The following is an 18,187-nucleotide window of genomic DNA, read 5'->3' as shown; positions in this document are numbered from 1 at the left end:
CGAGGTCACTCCCACTCGATCGTGCCCGGCGGCTTGCTCGTCACGTCGAGAACCACGCGGTTGACGTCCGCGACCTCGTTGGTGATACGCGTCGAGATCTTCGCCAGCACGTCGTACGGCATGCGCGTCCAGTCCGCCGTCATGGCGTCCTCGGAGGAGACCGGGCGCAGCACGATCGGGTGGCCGTAGGTGCGGCCGTCGCCCTGGACGCCGACGCTGCGGACGTCCGCGAGCAGCACGACCGGGCACTGCCAGATCTCGCGGTCCAGACCGGCCGCCGTCAGCTCCTCGCGGGCGATGGCGTCGGCCTCGCGCAGCAGGTCGAGGCGGTCCTTGGTGACCTCGCCGACGATACGGATGCCCAGGCCGGGGCCGGGGAACGGCTGGCGCTGGACGATCTCCTCCGGCAGGCCGAGCTCCTGGCCGACCATGCGGACCTCGTCCTTGAACAGCTTGCGCAGCGGCTCGACGAGCTCGAACTCGATGTCGTCGGGCAGGCCGCCCACGTTGTGGTGCGACTTGATGTTCGCGGTGCCGGTGCCGCCGCCGGACTCCACGACGTCCGGGTAGAGCGTGCCCTGGACGAGGAAGGCGACCTCGGGGCCCTCCTCCTGGAGGATCTCCAGCTGCGCCTGCTCGAAGACGCGGATGAACTCACGGCCGATGATCTTCCGCTTGGTCTCCGGGTCGGAGACACCCGCGAGCGCGGTGAGGAACCGCTCCTGCGCGTCGACGACCTTCAGCTGGACGCCGGTGGCGGCCACGAAGTCCTTCTCGACCTGCTCGGTCTCGCCCTTGCGCATCAGGCCGTGGTCGACGTACACGCAGGTCAGCTGGTTGCCGATGGCCTTCTGTACGAGGGCCGCGGCGACCGCGGAGTCGACGCCGCCGGACAGGCCGCAGATGGCGCGCTTGGTGCCGACCTGCTCGCGGATGAGGGCGACCTGCTCCTCGACGACGTTGTGCGTCGTCCAGGTGGGCTCGATGCCCGCGCCCCGGTAGAGGAAGTGCTCCAGGATCTGCTGGCCGTGCGTGGAGTGCATCACCTCGGGGTGGTACTGCACGCCGTACAGCTTCTTCTCGTCGTTCTCGAAGGCGGCGACCGGCACGACGTCCGTGGACGCGGTGACGGTGAAGCCCTCGGGCGCGGCCGAGCAGGCGTCGCCGTGCGACATCCACACCGACTGCTCGGTGGGCGTGCCCTCGAAGAGCGTGGAGCCGGCCTTGGTGACGTGCAGCGGCGTACGTCCGTACTCGCGCGCGCCGTTGTCGTCGACGGTGCCGCCGAGCGTCGTCGCCATCAGCTGGAAGCCGTAGCACATGCCGAAGACCGGGACACCGGCCTCGAAGAGCTCGCGGTCCAGACGCGGGGCGCCCTCCGCGTACACGGACGAGGGGCCGCCCGAGAGGATGATCGCCTTCGGGTTCTTGGCCAGCATCTCGGCCACGGGCATCGTGCTGGGCACGATCTCGCTGTAGACCCGGGCCTCACGGACGCGGCGGGCGATGAGCTGGGCGTACTGCGCGCCGAAGTCGACAACGAGGACTACGTCCGGGTTGGATGCGGGCGCGGCAGCTGGGGACGCTGAGGACACTGGCGGCCTTCCGGCGGTGGGAGGGGTCGGTAATTGTCGATTCTACCGGGGTGCGGCGCGGGACCTTCCGTCTCACCATCCGAACCGGGATTGGCCCGGCCCGGGGCGGCCGGTCCATACTGTCGCCATGCGCAAGCACCAGACCTTCGTCTTTACCTATGGCACCGGCCCGTCCGGCTGCCATGGTCGTGCTGCTTGAGCTGACAAGCGACTTCCCAGGCGCCCCGGGCCGACAAGGCCCGGGGCGTTCTGTTGTTTCCGGGCCTTGCCGCTCCGGGGCCGCCTCACCCGATACCGAGGAGCCCCGAGCATGACCACCACCCAGGCCGAGAAGACCGGCGCCCGTACCGACGAGGCCGCCGCCGTGATCACCGGCGCCCGGGACCGCATCGACGCGCTCGACGACCGCATCATCGGTCTGATCCAGGAACGGATGGCCGTCTCGGCCGTCATCCAGGAGTCCCGGATCGCCTCCGGCGGGCGCCGGGTGAACCTGAACCGCGAGATGGAGGTCCTCGCCCACTACCGCGACGCCCTGGGCAGGCCCGGCACCGCGCTGGCGATGACGATGCTGGAGCTGTGCCGGGGCCGGATCTGAGTTCGGCCCAGCCTCACCCGTCCGGCGCCGTGACCGGCCGGTGCCCCACTTCGTTGGTCCGGGTGTCCGTGCCAGCCAGGGGCGGGCCCGAAAAAACCACGCGTGGCACCGCTGGAGCGTGTGACGTGCCGACGGCGCGTCGTGGGACCTCGCCCCAGCGCGCGTGACCGGTCGGCAGGGGACAGCAGCCCGGTCACCCCTTAAAGAGCGGTCGGCGCCGGGGACGCCCGGGGCCGGCCGCATCCGGTCCAGACGGTTGCGCGGTCCGCAGCCCATACCGCACGATGCAGAGACAAAGTCCCCTCACTGCGCAGAGCGACTGCCAGTGGTCGACACCACCCGTGCGCCCCCCGCGCGCCGGATCGGCCACCCGCGCTCAGCCACCGGCGTCGCTACCCCCCGGCGCCGCTCCCCGCAGCACCGACGCTGCCCTGACGTCGGTGCTGACGGCCAAGGGCCCCGCGAGCCATCCCCAGGACGGATGACCCGAAGCGGGGCCCTTCGCTCTGCCGGGGCGCGGCCGCGTACGGCTTCCATCGCCGACCGGTTCCCTTTGCCTCCGCTTTTGGCGTGATCCGAACACCCCGGCGCGGCCCCCGCGACCAGCGGTGTGACAGGGAGCACATAAAAATCCTGTGAGTCCTGGGACAACCATTGACAGGATTGGCTGGTCATCCTTGCGGAACCAACGGCCCCGCCTGTTTTCGGCGCGCGGCCCACGGACGAGCGGGGAGCGCTGCACTCGGAGGGGGGTGCAGCGCTCCTCGTTTTCCGTTTGGCCGAAGTTGATCTACTCGGCGTCCTTCGGCGGCACCGCCGGCATCCCCAGGAACGGCAGCCGCAGCGCGCCGAACGCGTCCGCCGGGACCGCCGGAGCCTTCGGCGCCACCGCCGCGACCCGTACGTACGGCTCGCCCTGGGCCGGGCGCGGGTCGGTCTCACCCTTGTTCGGCCACAGGGACATCGCCCGCTCGGCCTGCGCGGTGATCGTCAGCGACGGGTTCACGCCCAGGTTCGCCGAGACGGCGGCGCCGTCGACCACCGAGATGCCCGGGTGCCCGTAGAGCCGGTGGTACGGGTCGATCACGCCCTCCTCCGCCGACGCCCCGATCGGGCAGCCGCCCAGGAAGTGCGCGGTCAGCGGGGTGCCCATCAGCTCCCCGACGTTCGAGCCGGCGAAGCCGTTGATCTCGGCGGCGATCGCGGTCGCCGCCTCCGAGGCCGCCCGGATCTGCTTCGGGTTGGGCGCGCCGTGGCCCTGGCGGGCGGTGAGCAGGCCCTTGCCGACGCCGTCCGGCTTCAGATACGTCGTCAGGGAGTTGTCCAGCGACTGCATCACCAGGCCGATGATGGTCCGCTCCGACCAGCGGTGGTTGCTGAGCGAGCGGGCCAGCAGCCCGGGGTGCTTCACCGCGTTCGCCAGCCAGCCCAGCGCGAGCGAGGAGCCCTCCGCGTACGGGACCTGGAGGATCGACATGCCGCCCATCGCGTTCGAGCCCCGGCCGTAGCGGACCGGCTCGATGTGGGTGTTCTCGTCGGGGTGGACCGAGGACGTGATGGCCACGCCGCGGGTGAAGTCGGCCTTGGCCGCGCCGTGCGCCTTGCGGTAGCGGCGGTTGCTGGTCTGCGCCCCGACCAGCGCCTCGGAGTTGGTGCGGGTCAGCTCGCCGAGCCGCTTGGAGAGGTACGGGAGCTGGCCGCCCGAGCGCATGCGGTGCAGCAGGGTCTGGGTGCCGTACGTGCCGGCCGCGATCACCACGCGCCGCGCCTTGAAGAGGCGGCCCGGGGCCTTCTTGCGGTTGTCCGTGGGCAGCGTGGCGACCGCGTACCCGCCCTGCGAGTCGTCGGTGACCGAGATGACCGTCGTCATCGGGTGCACGACCGCGCCCGCCTTCTCGGCGAGGTAGAGGTAGTTCTCGTTGAGGGTGTTCTTGGCGCCGTGGCGGCAGCCGGTCATGCACTCGCCGCACTCGGTGCACGCCTTGCGGTCCGGGCCCGCCCCGCCGAAGTACGGGTCCGCGACCGACTCCCCCGGCTTCGCCCTGGCCGTACCGTCCGCGTCCTGGCCGTCCCCGAAGAACACCCCGACCGGCGCCATGTGGAAGGTGTCGCCCACGCCCATCCGCTGCGCCGCCGCCTTGAGGTGGACGTCGGAGGGGGTCATGGTCGGGTTGAGCCGGACCCCGAGCATGCGCTTGGCCTGCTCGTAGTACGGGGTCAGCTCCTCCTGCCAGTCGGTGATGTCCTTCCACTGCGGGTCGTCGAAGAACTGCTTCGGCGGTACGTAGAGCGTGTTGGCGTAGTTCAGCGACCCGCCGCCGACCCCCGCGCCCGCGAGCACCATCACGTTGCCGAGCAGATGGATGCGCTGGATCCCGTACATGCCCAGCTTCGGCGCCCAGAGGTAGTTCTTGATGTCCCACGAGTTCTTGGGCAGCGTGGCGGGCGTGAAGCGGCGGCCCGCCTCCAGGACGCCCACCCGGTAGCCCTTCTCGGTCAGGCGCAGGGCCGTCACCGAGCCCCCGAAGCCGGAGCCGACGACGAGGACGTCGTACTCGTACGACGAGTCGTCGTCCGGGTGGAGTTCCTCATTCCGGGCGCGCGTCTCCTGGGGCATCGGCTCTCCTCGTACGCAACAGAAAGGGCGAAACAGAAAGGGCGGGGCGGAACAGGGAACGGGCGGGGGGTCAGCGCAGGCGCAGGGCCTTCATCGCCTTGAGGCTTCGGCTCATGAACGCGGCGTACTTCTCGTCGTCCATCCCGAAGGACGGCGCGAGCGGCAGGACGCGCTGCTGGGCGACGGTCTGGGCCTCGGTGTACTTGAGGATGCCCTCGGAGCCGTGGCGCCGGCCAAGGCCGGAGTCCTTCATGCCGCCCATCGGGGACTGGACGCTGCCGTAGGCCGGCGCGTACCCCTCGTTGATGTTGACCGTACCGGTGCGCAACCGCGCGGCGACCTCGTGGCCGCGCCGCGAATCCTTCGTCCAGACCGAGGAGTTGAGGCCGTACGGGGTCGCGTTCGCGGCCTCGATCACCTCGTCCTCGTCGGTGAACCGGTAGAGGGAGACGACCGGGCCGAAGGTCTCCTCGGTGCAGACGGCCATCGGGGCCTCCACCCCGTCGAGGATGGTCGGCTCGTAGAAGAGCGGGCCGATGTCGGGGCGGGCGACGCCGCCCGCGACCAGCCGGGCGCCCTTGGCGACGGCCTCCTCGACGTGCCGGGTCACCGTCTCCAGCTGGCGCTCGCCGACGAGGGAGCCCATGTCGGCGCCGTACGCGAGGGAGTTGCCGAGCCGCATCGCCTTCGTGCGGGCGGCGAACCGCTCGACGAAGGCGTCCGCGATCGACTCGTGGACGTACAGCCGCTCGATGGAAATGCAGAGCTGGCCCGCCGAGGAAAAGCAGGCGCGGACCGCGCCCGCCGCCGCCTTCTCCACGTCCGCGTCGCGCAGCACCAGCATCGCGTTCTTGCCGCCCAACTCCAGCGAGACGCCCACCAGTCGGGCCGCCGCGCCCTGGGCGACCTCGCGGCCGGTGCGGGTGGAGCCGGTGAAGGAGACGTAGTCGGCGTGCTTGACGACCTCGGGGCCGACGACCGGGCCCTCGCCGAGGACCACCTGGAACACCTCGGCGGGCAGCCCCGCCTCGATCAGCAGGTCACGGGCCCACAGGGCGGTGAGCGCGGTCTCGGTGTCGGGCTTCATCACCACGGCGTTGCCGGAGACGAAGGCGGGCAGCGCGTCGCCGACGGACAGCTCGAACGGGTAGTTCCAGGGCGCGATCTGCCCCACCACACCGCGCGGCTGACGCAGTTCGGTGACCTTGGTGAGGGTCGGCACCACACCGGTGTGCCGCTTGGGCCGCAGATACGCGGGCGCCTTGCGCCCGTAGTGGCGCGCGGCCACGGCGACGGCCTGGACCTCCTCGTGCGCGTGCAGGCGCGCCTTGCCGGTCTCCAGCTGGATCAGGTCGAGGACTTCGGCCTGACGGGCGAGGACCAGGTCGTGGAAGCGCAGCAGGACGGCGGCGCGCTGCCGGGCCGGGGTCGCGGCCCAGGCGGGCTGCGCGGCGCGGGCGCGGGCGAACGCCCCGGCGACGTCGTCGGGCGTGGACTCGGGCAGGTCGGCCAGCTTGTCGCCGGTGAACGGCGTGTGGTTGGCCGTACGGCCGGAGCCGGCCACTCCCCGGGTGAGCCTGGCGACCACCTCCGGGGTGACCACATCGGCGGCGGTGCGGGCGCCCGCCGGGGCGGCGGCGACCGGGTTCGTACGGGTGCTGGTGGGCGTGGCCTGCGAGTCCGTCATGGGAGCGAGCGTATGCCGGGCACGGCGGTTTGGGTACCCGCCGGTAACACTTTTCGGAACCCTTCCCACCGCGCCAGCGACCACTGGCGACATAAGCGCTGATCAGCGCGTTGTGCCCGGAGAGCGACTGCGTTGTGCCCAGAGAGCGACTTCGGAGGCCTGCCTCGGAAGCCGCTTCGGAGGCCGCTTCGGAGGCCGCCTCGGAGGCAGCTTCAGAGGCCGCTTCAGAGGCCGCTTCAGAGGCCGCTTCAGAGGCCGTGTATCTCCAGCCCGTCACGGACCTGTGCGAACAGCTTCGCGCCGTCCTTCGCGGCCTGCCCGCCGGCGGGCGCCTTCACCCGCATCCGCCAGTAGACCGAACCCTTCCCGGGGACGAGCAGTTCGTAGTAGGTGAAGCGGTACGGATCGATCGCGCTCGTCGACGTGCTGTACGGGACGTACTCCGTGACCAGCTCGGCGGCCTCCTTGCCCTGGAACGTGGTCTTCTTGGAGGTCACCTTGGCGTCCCGCATCTCCGTCTTGGCGTCGCCGCCTTCGGTGTAGTGCGCCTTCCAGTCGGTGACCGAACCCCCGACGGCCTCCTTCTCCTTGCCGGTGTCGGTGCGCCAGAAGTCGATCTCGAAGATCCCGCTGGGGTCGTAGTACCAGAGCGCGTCGATCTTGTCGGACTGCACCCGCCGGTAGTCCCCCGGCACCGCCACGTCCGCGTTGAGCACCTCGGTCTCCGGCCGCACCTGCCAGCCGGACGGCAGCCCTCCGCCGCTGAACGGCTCGACGAGGGCGAGCACCAGCGCCGCCGCCACCGCGAGCGCCCCGCCGCCCAGGCCGTACCGGGCGCGCCGGCTGCGGGCCAGGACCGGCGGGACCCAGGTGCGCAGCCCCTCGGCCGCGCCCGCGCCCGCGAGCAGCCGGGTCGCGGCGAGCGAGGCGGGCGCCGGATGCGCGACCGACTCCAGGGTCTGGCGGATCTCTGCGGGGCCGGGCCGCGCCGCCGGGTCCTTGCGCAGCAGCTGCATCACCAGCGTGCCGAAGGCGCCCGTGCCCCGGGCCGGCATCTGCGGCTCGGCGGAGAGGACGGCCTGGAGGGTGGCGGGGGTGTTGCTGCGCCGGTACGGGGACACGCCCTCGACCGCCGCGTACAGCACCACGCCGAGCGACCAGAGGTCGGACTCCGGGCCCGGCCGCTGGCCGAGCACCCGCTCCGGGGCGATGTACTCGGGCGAGCCGACGAATCCGCCGGTCTCGGTGAGGCCCTGCTCGCCCTCGACCTGGGCGATGCCGAAGTCGGTGAGCACGACCCGGTCGCCGCGCCCCAGCAGGACGTTGGCGGGCTTCACATCGCGGTGCAGGACGCCCGCCTCGTGCGCGGCGGAGAGCGCGCCGAGCACCGCGAGCCCGATCCGGGCGGCCTCGCGGACGTCGAGCGTGCCCTCCTGGAGCCGGTCGGCGAGCGAGTGGCCGCGCACCAGCTCCATGACGATCCACGGCTTGTCGTCCTCGACGACCACGTCGTGCATGGTGACCACGGAGGGGTGGTCGATCCGGGCGGCGGCCCGCGCCTCGCGCTGCATCCGCAGATGGACCGTGGCGCGCTCACGCTCGCCCAGGTGGTCCGGCACGCGCGGCTCCTTGACCGCCACGTCGCGGTCCACCACGTCGTCGTGGGCCCGCCAGACCGTGCCCATCCCGCCGTGGCCGAGGCGGTCGACGAGCCGGTAGCGGCCACCGAGCGTCCGGCCCGCACCCGACGCGGACGTCGCGTCCCCACCGGTGACCTGCTGCGTGGGCTCGTACTGCCGTGGTACGGGCGGCCGTTCGGGCGCCGGCTGCGCCTGCGGTACGGACTGCGGCGGCCGGAGGCCGTAGCTGGTGGGCTCGTTCGCCCGTCCCCCATCGTTCGTCATGCGCACATCCTGTCGAACGGCCCGTGCCGGCACCAACCGAGGGGCGTGAGGGATGCGGACCCGTGACACCGCCACGAGCGGATGCCGACGGATCAGGCCGACGGCGTGAAGGAGTCGAGCGCCGTGTCGAAGTGCCGCTTGGCCTCGTCGAGCCGCGCGACCGGCGCCGAGACCCACACGTCGTACATCTTCCCGTTCTCGTCCCAGCACTCGTCGTAGGTGTGCCGGGGCCCCTCGGTCTTGCTGAAGCCGTCCCAGGTGAACTCCCACAGCGCCGCGTCATGGCCCTGGTGGGTGGTGGCGACGACCTTGCCGCCCCGGTAACCGGGGTTGGTGGTGGGTCCGTTGGCGTCGGCGTCGCGCATGACGCCGAGCGGGCCGCCGGCGACGGAGTTCTGCAGCCGGATGCCGAGGCGGAAGGTCCCGTCCGGCGACACGTAGAAGACCCGTCGGTCGTCGGTGGTACGGACGAAGCCCGCCGGGACCGTGAGGCTGAAGCCGTCGGGGTCGCGGACGTGGCGGTACCCGGCGGGCGCGGTGCCGGCCGGGACCGGCTCGCCGGAGCGCGTGACCGTCACGGTGGGGACGGGCGGCTCGGACCCGACCGAGGCGGAAGCGGACGCGGGCGCGGAGGGGGACTTGGGCGTGGGTGCGGACGCGGACGCGGTGACCGTCGCCGTCGTGCCGCCGCCCGTCGCCACCTGGGCCCGTCCGCCGCCGTCGCCGTCGTGGCCTCTCAGCAGCATCGCGGCGGCGGCGCCGGCGCCGGCGAGGACGACGACGAGAGCCGCCGCGATCAGCGCGGTCCTGGTCCGGGACCTGCCCGCCGGCTGCGCCACGGCGACCCGCTCGGTCGGCGTGTAGTGCCTCGGCGCGACGGGAGTGGAGCCGGTCGCCACGTAGGCGCGCAGCAGCTCCCGCGCCCCGTCGGCGGAGAGCCTGCGCGCGGGGTCGCGCTCAAGGAGTCCGCGCACGACCGGCAGCAGCGGTCCGGCGGCCTCGGGCGGGCGGATCTCGTCGGTGACCACGGCGTGCAGCACACCGCCCAACGAGTCACGGTGGAAGGGGGATTCCCCGGTCAGCGCGGCGCACAGCAGCACGCCGAGGGACCACAGGTCGGACTCGGGCCCGGCGGCGGCGCCGTGCATCCGCTCCGGCGAGGTGTACTCGGGCGAGCCGACGAAGGCCCCGTCCTCGCTGATCGTGGTGGATCCCGGCAGCTGCGCGATGCCGAAGTCGGTGAGCACGACCCGGCCGGTGCCCTCCTCCAGGAGGACGTTGGCGGGCTTGAGGTCGCGGTGGAGCACACCCTGGCGGTGCGCGGCGCTCAGCGCGCCCAGCAGCGCGATGCCGATCCGGGCCGCCTCGGGGGCGTCGACCGGGCCCCGGGTGCGCAGCCGGTCGGCGAGCGAGCCGCCCTCGACCAGCTCCATCACGATGTACGAGCGCCCGTCCTCCTCGACGACGTCGTGGACGACGATGACGTGCGGGTGCTTGAACTGCGCCACGGCCCGGGCCTCGCGCAGCGCGGCGGTGGCCGGGGCGCCGGTGTCGGTGTGCAGCTCCTTGACGGCGACCTGGCGGCCCAGGAGCTGGTCGGTGGCGCGCCAGACGGTTCCCATGCCACCACGGCCGAGCCGGGCCGTCGGCCGGTAACGCCCGGCGATGAGACGGTCCTCGGCCGCGCCATCACGCGGATCACTGGATGGTGCGGGCACCGCTTCCCCTCGCTCCTTGGTCCTACGGCCATCATGCCGCACGGGCCCGGGTTCGGTCGGCGCGGTTGATTGCGGTTCAGCTCTGTTGACTGCGGTTCGGCTCTGTCGGCTGCGGTCCGGCTCTGCTGACTGCGGTCCGGTTGAGCCGGCTGCCGTTCGGTGCGACTGATCGCGGTTCAGCGCGGCGGCGTGCGGTTCAGCGCTTGGGCATGGCGTTCAGCGCTTGGGCATGGCGTTCAGCGCGGGGGCACGCGGTTCAGCGCAGGGGCATGCGGTTCAGCGCAGGGGCATGCGGTTCAGCGCAGGGGCGGCGGCTGCCAGCCGCGCAGCACCGTGTCGAACTGCTCACGGGTCGTCGCCCAGTCGGACTCGGGCCCCGACATGTAGACCGCGTACTCGGCGGCGCCGCCGTCGGCGAAGTACATCTGGTCGATCGCGTGCCGCTTGCCCGGGAAGCCCTTCTTCTCCACGTACGTGAACTCCCAGAGCGAGGAGTTCACCTGGTCCCGGAAGGTGTTGGAGTGCAGCGTCACCCGCTGGTACTTGGGCAGCCGCTTCTCCAGCGCCTTCTCCAGGTTCAGCTGGTGCATGTACGGGTTCTCGAAGTCGGGCTTGCCCACGCTGACACGGATGTAGTGACGGCCGTTGTCCGGCGTGTAGTCGACCTCCTTGCCGTCCATCTGGCGGCGCCAGCCCTCGGGCACGAAGAGGGTGAACCCGGCCGGGTCCTTCACCCGCTTCCAGCCCTCGGGCACGGACGCGTCGCCCTTGGGCTTCTTGCCCGGATTGGCGGCGGGCGACTGGGACGTGGCGGTGGCCCCCGAGTCGCCGCCGCTGTCGCGGTACTTCAGCGCGGCGAGCCCGGCCGCGCCGCCGAGGACGGCCGCGAGCACGACCACCAACGCGACGGTCCGCCCGCGCCTTCGGCGGGCCGGGCGCACGGGAGCGGGGGCGACCGCTTCCGGAGCGGGGGTCCGGACCGTCCCGGACGCGCCCGCCGGAGCGGTGGCGGCCCGCAGCTCGGCCTCGGAGACTTGGCGCGTCGGCACGTACTCGTGCGCCGACTTGGGCTCGCGTCCCTCCATCGCCTCCAGGAACATCCGCTCGGCCTCTTCGGCCGAGGGGCGGTCCTCGGGCTCCTTGCGCAGCAGAGCGGTGATCACCGGCGCCAGTGCGCCCGCGTGCGTGGCGGGCGGCGGTTCCTCGTTCACCACGGCCTGCATGGTGGAGATGGGCGAGGAGCGGCGGAAGGGCGACTCGCCCTGGACTGCCGTGTAGAGCGTGGCGCCGAGGGACCACAGGTCGGAGGCGGGACCGGGTTGTCCTCCTCGTACCCGCTCGGGCGCCAGATAGTCGATGGAGCCGACCAGTTCACCCGTGCGGGTGATCGTGGAGTCGCCCTCGATGGCGGCTATGCCGAAGTCGGTGAGCAGCACGCGCGCGTCGCGGGCGAGCAGGACGTTGCCGGGCTTGACGTCGCGGTGCAGTACGCCCGCGGCGTGGGCGGCGCGCAGGGCGCCCAGGACGTGCAGTCCGATGCGGGCGGCCTCGCGGGCCTCGATCCGCCCGGTCTCGGAGGCCTTGACGGCGTCGGCGAGCGAGGGCCCGTCGACGTACTGCATCACGATCCAGGGGCGGTTGTCGTGGTCGAGCACATCATGGACGGTGACCACGCCGGGGTGGGTGATGCGGGCGGCGGCCCGCGCCTCCTTCTGCGTACGCGCGTGCAACACGACGCGGTCGGCCTCCGCCACGTACAGCGCGGCGGTCAGCTCCTTGACGGCCACCGTGCGGTGCAGGACCTCGTCGTGGGCGCGCCAGACCTTGCCCATGCCGCCGCGGCCGATCGTGTCGCCGAGCCGGTAGCGCCCGGCCAGCAGCAACCCTGTCGCCACCGCTTCCGCGCCCTTGCCGCTCTTGCTCTGGTTCTGTTCCACGTCCCCCGCCCGGCCGGTTCTTAAGGGGCAAGGTTACGGAGCGGATTCCAGCCAGGGAACCTCGGGGGCACCTTGTGACGTACCTACCAAAGGGTATGTGTCTGAGGCAACCTATGAAGGGTCAACGAGTGGCGCTGTAAGCGGCCGTGGCCTGCGTGTAGATCTCGGTCACCTTGTCCCGCTGCGACTCCGGACCGATGACGAGAATGGCGTGATACCGACCATTGATGATGGTCACTTGATTGCGGACGTAAACCGTGCGACCGGTGCTGTCACGCCAGGTGAACTGCCCCTCGGCGGTGACCTTCTGGCCGATGTCGACCCGCCGCAGACCCGTCGCGGTGGCCCAGGCCGAATCCCGGAAAGGCTGGAGTTCGCGCTCCTTGTCCCGCTGGTACGCGAGCGGGTCGCCGCCGACGTCCTTGACCGCGTCCCGGCCGGGCACCATGAGCAGCGTGAAGTCACCGCCGACATAACGGACTTGTCCGGCGTCGTTGATGGGTCGCCGCTGGAAGGAGGGGTCGACCGCGGTCCGGAACCCCTCAGGGTCGGTGCGCAGCACATACCCCTTGGCGGGCGGCTGTCCGCCTGGCGCGGTGGTCTGCGTCTGCGGCGTCGAGGGCGTGCCGGAGCGGGGGGACGTACTGGGCGCGGGGGTGCCCGGCGGCGCGCTCGCGCTCGTACGGGCGGACGGGGCGCCCCCGTTGTCGGCCTCGCCCCTGTCCTTCGTCCCGGCCTTGGGCATGAAGAACACGGCGTACGCGAGCGCGGCGGCGAGGAGTAACAGGACGAGCAGGACGAGGGTGCGGCCGAGCGAGCGGGGCGCGCGGGTACGCGTGCGCGTGCGCGTGGCGGACGCTCGGGGGTTGGATGTACGGGGGTTGGGCGTGCGGGAGTTGGGCGTGAGCGGCGTGGACCGGCCCAGCCCTTCGGGCATATCGGACGCGACCAGCCGGTCCGATCGCCGGTCCGATCGCCGGTCCGGACGCCGGTCCTGTCGCCTGTCCTGTTGCCGATCGAGCCTGCGGGGCTGCGTACGGCGCTGCTGGCGGTGGCGGCCGTGCTCGCCGGAGCCCCCGCGGCGGCGCCGGACGAGCTCGCCCCGGCGCCGCACGATCGGCAGCCGGGTCGCGTCGGGCGCGGGCAGCGGGACGATCTCGGTGCCCGCGTCAGGCTCGGGCGCGGACCGCACGATCGAACGCAGCCAGCCGCGCAGCTCCTCGAAGTCCGGGCGCTCGGTGGGGTCCTGGCGCAGCAGCGACTCGACGACCGGCCGCAGCGGGCCGCACTCCTCGGCGAACGCGGGCGGCTCGCCGCACACCATCTGCACCAGCTCGACGGCGCTCTCCTCCGGGTACGGCGCGTGTCCCTGCACGGCCCGGAAGAGCAGCGCGCCCAGCGCCCACAGATCGGTGGCGGGCCCGATCGGCGGCGCGAGGCGCCAGTTCTCGTGCACGGGCCCGGCCTGCTCGGGCGCCCACCGCTCGGTGACGGCCCCGACGACGGCGATCCGCGTCTGCCGCGCCCGCTCGGCGGCGAGCCGCGTGGCGGGCCCCCGGTACCCGTTCCCGTGCCGCTCCGGAACGGCCGCCTCCCAGCCACGGCCCTCCCGGGCGGCCACGGGCACGCTGACATGCGTCTGCCGCCGAGCATCGGCCCGCAACGCCTCAGCCCCGGCCCCCACGGCCTGCGGAGGCGCGGGCCGGGGATCGGCGGAGGGCCGGGGGCCGGTGGTGGCGGGGGGCTGGCGGTGCACGCTGGGCCGGGCTGGGCCGGGGCGGGACGGGTCGGGGTGCGGGGGCTGGGTGGGGTGCGATGGCTGGCGGGGGTGCGATTGCTGCGCGTGCGGGACTTCGAGGCGGGGGAGTTGGGGGTGGGGCGTGCTGGTGGGGTGGGCGGGGCCGAGCTGCGGCGTCGGACGGCCAGAGGCCTCGGGGTGCGAGTCCGACGTGCCTGCCGGGCGGCCGGGGCCGAGCTGTGGCGTCGCACGGCCGGAAGCCTCGGAGTACGGGTCGGGCGTGCCCGCCGGGCGGCCGGGGCCGAGCTGTGGCGTCGCACGGCCGGAAGCCTCGGAGTACGGGTCGGAAGCGCCTGCCGGGCGGCCGGGGCCGAGCTGTGGCGTCGGACGGCTGGAGGCCTCGGGGTGCGAGTCCGACGTGCCTGCCGGGCGGGGCTGCTGCGCGGGGCGCGGGACCCAGCGCCCCGTCACCGGGTCGTACGCACGCCGCGTACGCCCCGAGTCCGGGCCCTCCTCCACGGCGTACGGACTGGCCGCCGAGGACGCCCCGGATCCCGCCGCAGGCGTACGCGGCACCCGGGTCCCGCTCACCGGGTCGTACATGCCCTGGTCGGCAGCCTCGCGCCAGGCCTCGTCCAACTCGGCCTGAGTGAGCTCGGCCCGCTGCACCGGCAGCGCCGCCCCGTCGTCGTCCACGCGCGCGGCGGCCCGCGCCCCGGCCCGGTACGCCGCGATGGCTCCGGCCCGCGCGGCCCCGGAGGACGCACCGGCACGGGGCGCGTCCACCCCGCCCTGCTGAGCCCCTTGCTGAGATCCCCGCTGAGCCCCCGGCTGGGCACCGGGCGGCCCGCCCTGGCCACCACCCTGCTCATCGCCCTGCGCATCACCCTGCGCGTCACCGCTCTGCGGCCCCGCCGGAGACCATCCTGCGGGCAGGGCCGGCGCCCTGGTGGAGGGCAGGGGCACAGCGGGCCGCGGGCCACTGGGCAGCGGGTCCGGACGGCCGGAGAACCCGTCCGGGCCGCGGAAGTCCGGGGTGGCTGGGGAGTCGGGGGCGCCCGGTGAGTCCGGAGCATCCCGGTATCCCGTGGGGCCGGCGGAGCCCGGGGTATCCCGGTAGCCCGAGTAACCCGTGCGGTCGGGGGCATCCGGGGAACCTGGGGTCTCCGGGGAGCCCGAGGAGCCCAGGGCTTCCGGGTAGCCCGGCGGGTCCGGGTAGCCCGGCGCGTCCCGGTAGCCCGAGGAACTCGTGGGATCGGAGGCATCCGGGTAGCCGGAACGGAACGTGGGGTCGGAGGCATCCGGGTAGCCGGGGTAACCCGCCGGGCCCGGGGAGCCCGCGGAGTCCTGGGCATCCGGGTAGCCCGGCGCGCCCGAGTAGCCCGGGGCATCCGCGTAGCCCGGGGCATCCGCGTAGCCCGGGGCATCCGCGTAGCCCAGGGCATCCGGCCACGCGGCCTCAGCCGCGTCCGCCGCCTCCCCCGGCACGCCGAAGTCGTCGCTCTCCTCACCGGGTGGCGGCGGCACCACCACGTAGCCGCACAGCGCCTCCTCCGCCGCGCCGGCCGCCAGGCCGGTCAGCATCACGCGGCCGTCGTCGCATATCAACACCGTGCGCTCGGTGATGTTGCGGTGCGTCCAGCCGTGCGCGTGCAGCACGCGCAGCGCGGTCAGTACGTCGGAGGCGACCTCCGCCGCCCGGTACGGTGCCATCGGCTGCTCGGCGAGGAGCGCGGCCAGTGGCCGGGCCAGAACGAGCTCGCTGACGATCCACAGCGAGCCGTCCTCCGCGAAGACGTCGAAGACCTGGTCGAGCCGGGGGTGGTCGGGGATCTGCGCGGCCGCCTGGGCCGCCTCGATCGCGCGCCGCAGCGCGGGGTCCGCGGGCCGCCGCGCCGCTCCGGCGCCGTATCCGTCCCGCCCGTCCCCGTACCGCCCGTCCGCGCCCTGCACCTCCGCGTCCACGACCTCCGGCAACGGCACCTGCCGCACCAGGACTTCCTGGCCGCTGTAGGTGTCGAAGGCCCGGGTCTCAACGGGCTCGTACTCGTCGGAGGAAGGCAGCGGCAGCCGATAGCGGTCGGCGAGCACCCGACCCGCGTAGTCGTCCACGACGCCTCCCCACAGCGCGCTGTTCCCCCGAACCCGTCAATTCCGGTCGATTACCGGCCCCTTGTGGCTGCGTACGGTTCGCGAGCTCTCACGATACGTGGCCTGCTCAGTCCTTGGGGCTGAACGTGTCGAACGCCGTCTTGCGCAGCGTCACGCACGCGTCGGCGTCCCACTCGGCCGCCTTGCAGGTGATCATGATCGCGTAGCCGTGCGACCCGTCGACCTTGAAGCCGCGGTTGAGTACCCGTACCCGCTCGCCGCCCTGTTCCCGCTCGAACTGCCAGTCGGCGACCGTCGGGTACCCCTTGTAGTCGACTTTCTGTATGCCGAGCAGATGGTAGTTGCTGCTGCTCCCGGCGACCGCGCCGGCGAGCTCCAGCCAGGCCCGCCGGGCGTCGTCGGTCGGCTTGGCGTTGAAGTCGACCTGGATGCGCGGGAAGCCGCCGTTGGCGCTGTATATGCCGCCGGAGTTGGACCCGGCTATGCCGGTGCGGTGGAACCCGGCGGGCATGGCCATGGAGAAGTGGAAGTCGCCGTCGGTGACCGTCGAGTACCCATTGGGCAGCCCGGCTCCCGCCCCGTTGCCTCCGGTCCCGGGAGTCTGGGGGGACGCGGACGTGCTGCCGCCGCTCTGACCCTGGGTCTGGCCCTGGGTCTGGCCCTGAGTCTGACCCTGCGTCTGGGTCTGACCCTGTCCCTGCTGCTGGCCGTTGCCCTGGCCGGTGCCCTGGGTGCCGCCGGTCTTGCTCTTGCCGCTGCCGTCGCCGCCCGCGGTGGCGCCGCTCGACGCCTTGTTGTCGCTCTTGCCGCCCTTGCCCTTGCCCTTGTCGTCACCGCCGCCGCTCAACGCGACCGCGAGCACCGTCCCGAGCACGGCCAGCGCCGCGACGATCGCGATGATCACCAGCGTCCGGCGCGGGACGACATCGGTGAGCGGGGCCCGCACCGGCGCGGGCGGCCCGGACCGCGCCGGCGGCGCGACGGGCGCGGCCCCGGCGGAAGCGAGCGGCCCGGCGGCGGCCGTCCTGGCCACCGCCTTGTCCTTGGCCTTGTCCTTCGCCTTCTCCTTGGCCGTGGTCTGCGCCGCCACCGCCGCGTTCCGCACGGACTTGAACGCGCCGCGCATCCGGTCGGCGGCCGCGTCGGCCACCTCCTTCGCCTTGGCACCCGCCTCGCCCTTGGTCTCGCCCGGCACGGGGGGCAGCGCGACCACCCGGGTCACCTCGGACGCCGGCTCCGGCGCCCGCACGGCCCGCTCCGGGGCGTGCAGCACCTCGGTGAGCAGCACCCGCGCCGCCTCGTTGTCGAGCCGCTGCTCCGGGTCCTTGGCGAGCAGCCCGTAGATGACCTTCTCCAGGAGCGGTCCCGCGTTCGCCGGCGGGTCCACCGGCTCGGTCATCACCGCGGTGAGCGTCGCGATCGCGGAGCCCTTGTCGTACGGCGGAACGCCCTCCACGCACGCGTAGAGCAGGCCGCCCAGCGACCACAGGTCGGCGGCCGGGCCGGGCTTGTGGCCGCGGGCGCGCTCCGGCGAGATGTACGAGGGCGCGCCGACCAGCATGCCCGTCGAGGTGATGGACGGGTCGCCCTCGACCTGGGCGATGCCGAAGTCGGTGAGCACGACCCGGCCGTCCTCCGCGATCAGCACGTTGGACGGCTTCACATCGCGGTGCAGGATGCCCTCGCGGTGCGCGGAGCGCAGCACGTCGAGGATGGCGAGCCCGACCTCGGCGGCCCGGCGCGGCGTCAGCACCCCGTCCTCGCGCACCGCTTCGGCGAGCGACTTGCCCTCCACGAGCTCCATGACGATCCACGGCCGGTCGTCCTCGTCCACGACGTCGTAGACCGTCACCGCGCTGGTGTTGCGGATCCGGGCGATCGCCTTGGCCTCGCGCAGGGTACGCGTGATCAGCCGGCGCTTCTCGTCGTCGTCGATGCTGCTGGGAAAGCGCAGCTCCTTGACGGCGACGGTACGGCCCAGCGTCTCGTCGACGGCACGCCAGACCGTGCCCATGCCTCCACGGCCGAGCACATCCCCGAGCCGGTACCGATCGGCCAGGAGTCGGCCCTCGGCCTTACCGCCGGACTCCTTCCGCCCGTCCCGCTGGGGCTCCCGCGACTGCTCCGCCTCCGACATGCGTCCCCTCTGCGATCCCTGATCCGCGCCCCCACCGACCGCTTCCCGGCCGACGGCTCCCCGCAACTTGCCTCGTGAGGCGGCCCGGTTCACCGCTCCGACCTGCTTCTCCTGCCGGGGGTCCGGGGGTTGGCCCCCGGGGGA

General features: G+C 73.1%; 9 protein-coding genes. 1 reads left to right on the top strand and 8 read right to left on the bottom strand.

Annotated elements, in window-relative coordinates:
- Positions 1-5 precede the first annotated feature (5 nt).
- Complete coding sequence (gene guaA / locus AB0G17_RS32215) at positions 6-1,595, bottom strand: glutamine-hydrolyzing GMP synthase (protein ID WP_361390326.1); 1,590 nt, start codon at positions 1,593-1,595, stop codon at positions 6-8.
- A gap of 310 nt (positions 1,596-1,905) precedes the next feature.
- Between guaA and AB0G17_RS32210 the strand changes: the two genes are divergently transcribed.
- Positions 1,906-2,193, top strand: coding sequence for a chorismate mutase (locus AB0G17_RS32210; RefSeq protein WP_361390324.1), 288 nt, complete (start codon positions 1,906-1,908; stop codon positions 2,191-2,193).
- 790 nt (positions 2,194-2,983) lie between these two features.
- Here AB0G17_RS32210 and AB0G17_RS32205 read toward each other — a convergent pair.
- The 7 genes from AB0G17_RS32205 to AB0G17_RS32175 all read right to left on the bottom strand — a co-directional run bounded on the left by AB0G17_RS32205 (position 2,984) and on the right by AB0G17_RS32175 (position 18,043).
- The gene (locus tag AB0G17_RS32205) at positions 2,984-4,810 is read right to left on the bottom strand and encodes a GMC family oxidoreductase (protein ID WP_361390322.1); all 1,827 of its coding nucleotides are present in this window, start codon (positions 4,808-4,810) and stop codon (positions 2,984-2,986) included.
- Positions 4,811-4,880: 70 nt separating this feature from the next.
- Positions 4,881-6,497: a succinic semialdehyde dehydrogenase gene (locus AB0G17_RS32200; RefSeq protein WP_361390320.1), complete on the bottom strand. Its 1,617-nt coding sequence runs from the start codon at positions 6,495-6,497 to the stop codon at positions 4,881-4,883.
- A gap of 248 nt (positions 6,498-6,745) precedes the next feature.
- A complete protein-coding gene (locus tag AB0G17_RS32195) occupies positions 6,746-8,401 on the bottom strand; it encodes a serine/threonine-protein kinase (protein ID WP_361390318.1) in 1,656 nt (551 codons plus the stop codon).
- A gap of 92 nt (positions 8,402-8,493) precedes the next feature.
- Positions 8,494-10,119, bottom strand: coding sequence for a serine/threonine-protein kinase (locus AB0G17_RS32190; RefSeq protein ID WP_361390316.1), 1,626 nt, complete (start codon positions 10,117-10,119; stop codon positions 8,494-8,496).
- A gap of 296 nt (positions 10,120-10,415) precedes the next feature.
- Positions 10,416-11,999 (bottom strand): serine/threonine-protein kinase, encoded by a 1,584-nt coding sequence (locus AB0G17_RS32185; protein WP_361390356.1) that lies wholly within the window; start codon positions 11,997-11,999, stop codon positions 10,416-10,418.
- Positions 12,000-12,177: 178 nt separating this feature from the next.
- Positions 12,178-15,906, bottom strand: coding sequence for a serine/threonine protein kinase (locus tag AB0G17_RS32180; protein ID WP_361390314.1), 3,729 nt, complete (start codon positions 15,904-15,906; stop codon positions 12,178-12,180).
- Positions 15,907-16,012: 106 nt separating this feature from the next.
- Positions 16,013-18,043: a serine/threonine-protein kinase gene (locus tag AB0G17_RS32175; RefSeq protein WP_361390312.1), complete on the bottom strand. Its 2,031-nt coding sequence runs from the start codon at positions 18,041-18,043 to the stop codon at positions 16,013-16,015.
- Positions 18,044-18,187 lie beyond the last annotated feature (144 nt).

Source organism: Streptomyces sp. NPDC023838 (assembly GCF_040639555.1).
Classification (GTDB): Bacteria; Actinomycetota; Actinomycetes; order Streptomycetales; family Streptomycetaceae; genus Streptomyces.
The sequence above is the reverse complement of the archived record's forward strand: the minus strand, read 5'-3'. Positions and strand labels throughout refer to the sequence as shown.

Excerpts from the sequence above, each read along its gene's own strand:
- AB0G17_RS32205 (WP_361390322.1), bottom strand. The coding sequence starts at position 4,810 with ATGCCCCAGGAGACGCGCGCCCGGAATGAGGAACTCCACCCGGACGAC.
- AB0G17_RS32200 (WP_361390320.1), bottom strand. The coding sequence starts at position 6,497 with ATGACGGACTCGCAGGCCACGCCCACCAGCACCCGTACGAACCCGGTC.
- AB0G17_RS32195 (WP_361390318.1), bottom strand. The coding sequence starts at position 8,401 with ATGACGAACGATGGGGGACGGGCGAACGAGCCCACCAGCTACGGCCTC.
- AB0G17_RS32210 (WP_361390324.1), top strand. The coding sequence starts at position 1,906 with ATGACCACCACCCAGGCCGAGAAGACCGGCGCCCGTACCGACGAGGCC.
- AB0G17_RS32175 (WP_361390312.1), bottom strand. The coding sequence starts at position 18,043 with ATGTCGGAGGCGGAGCAGTCGCGGGAGCCCCAGCGGGACGGGCGGAAG.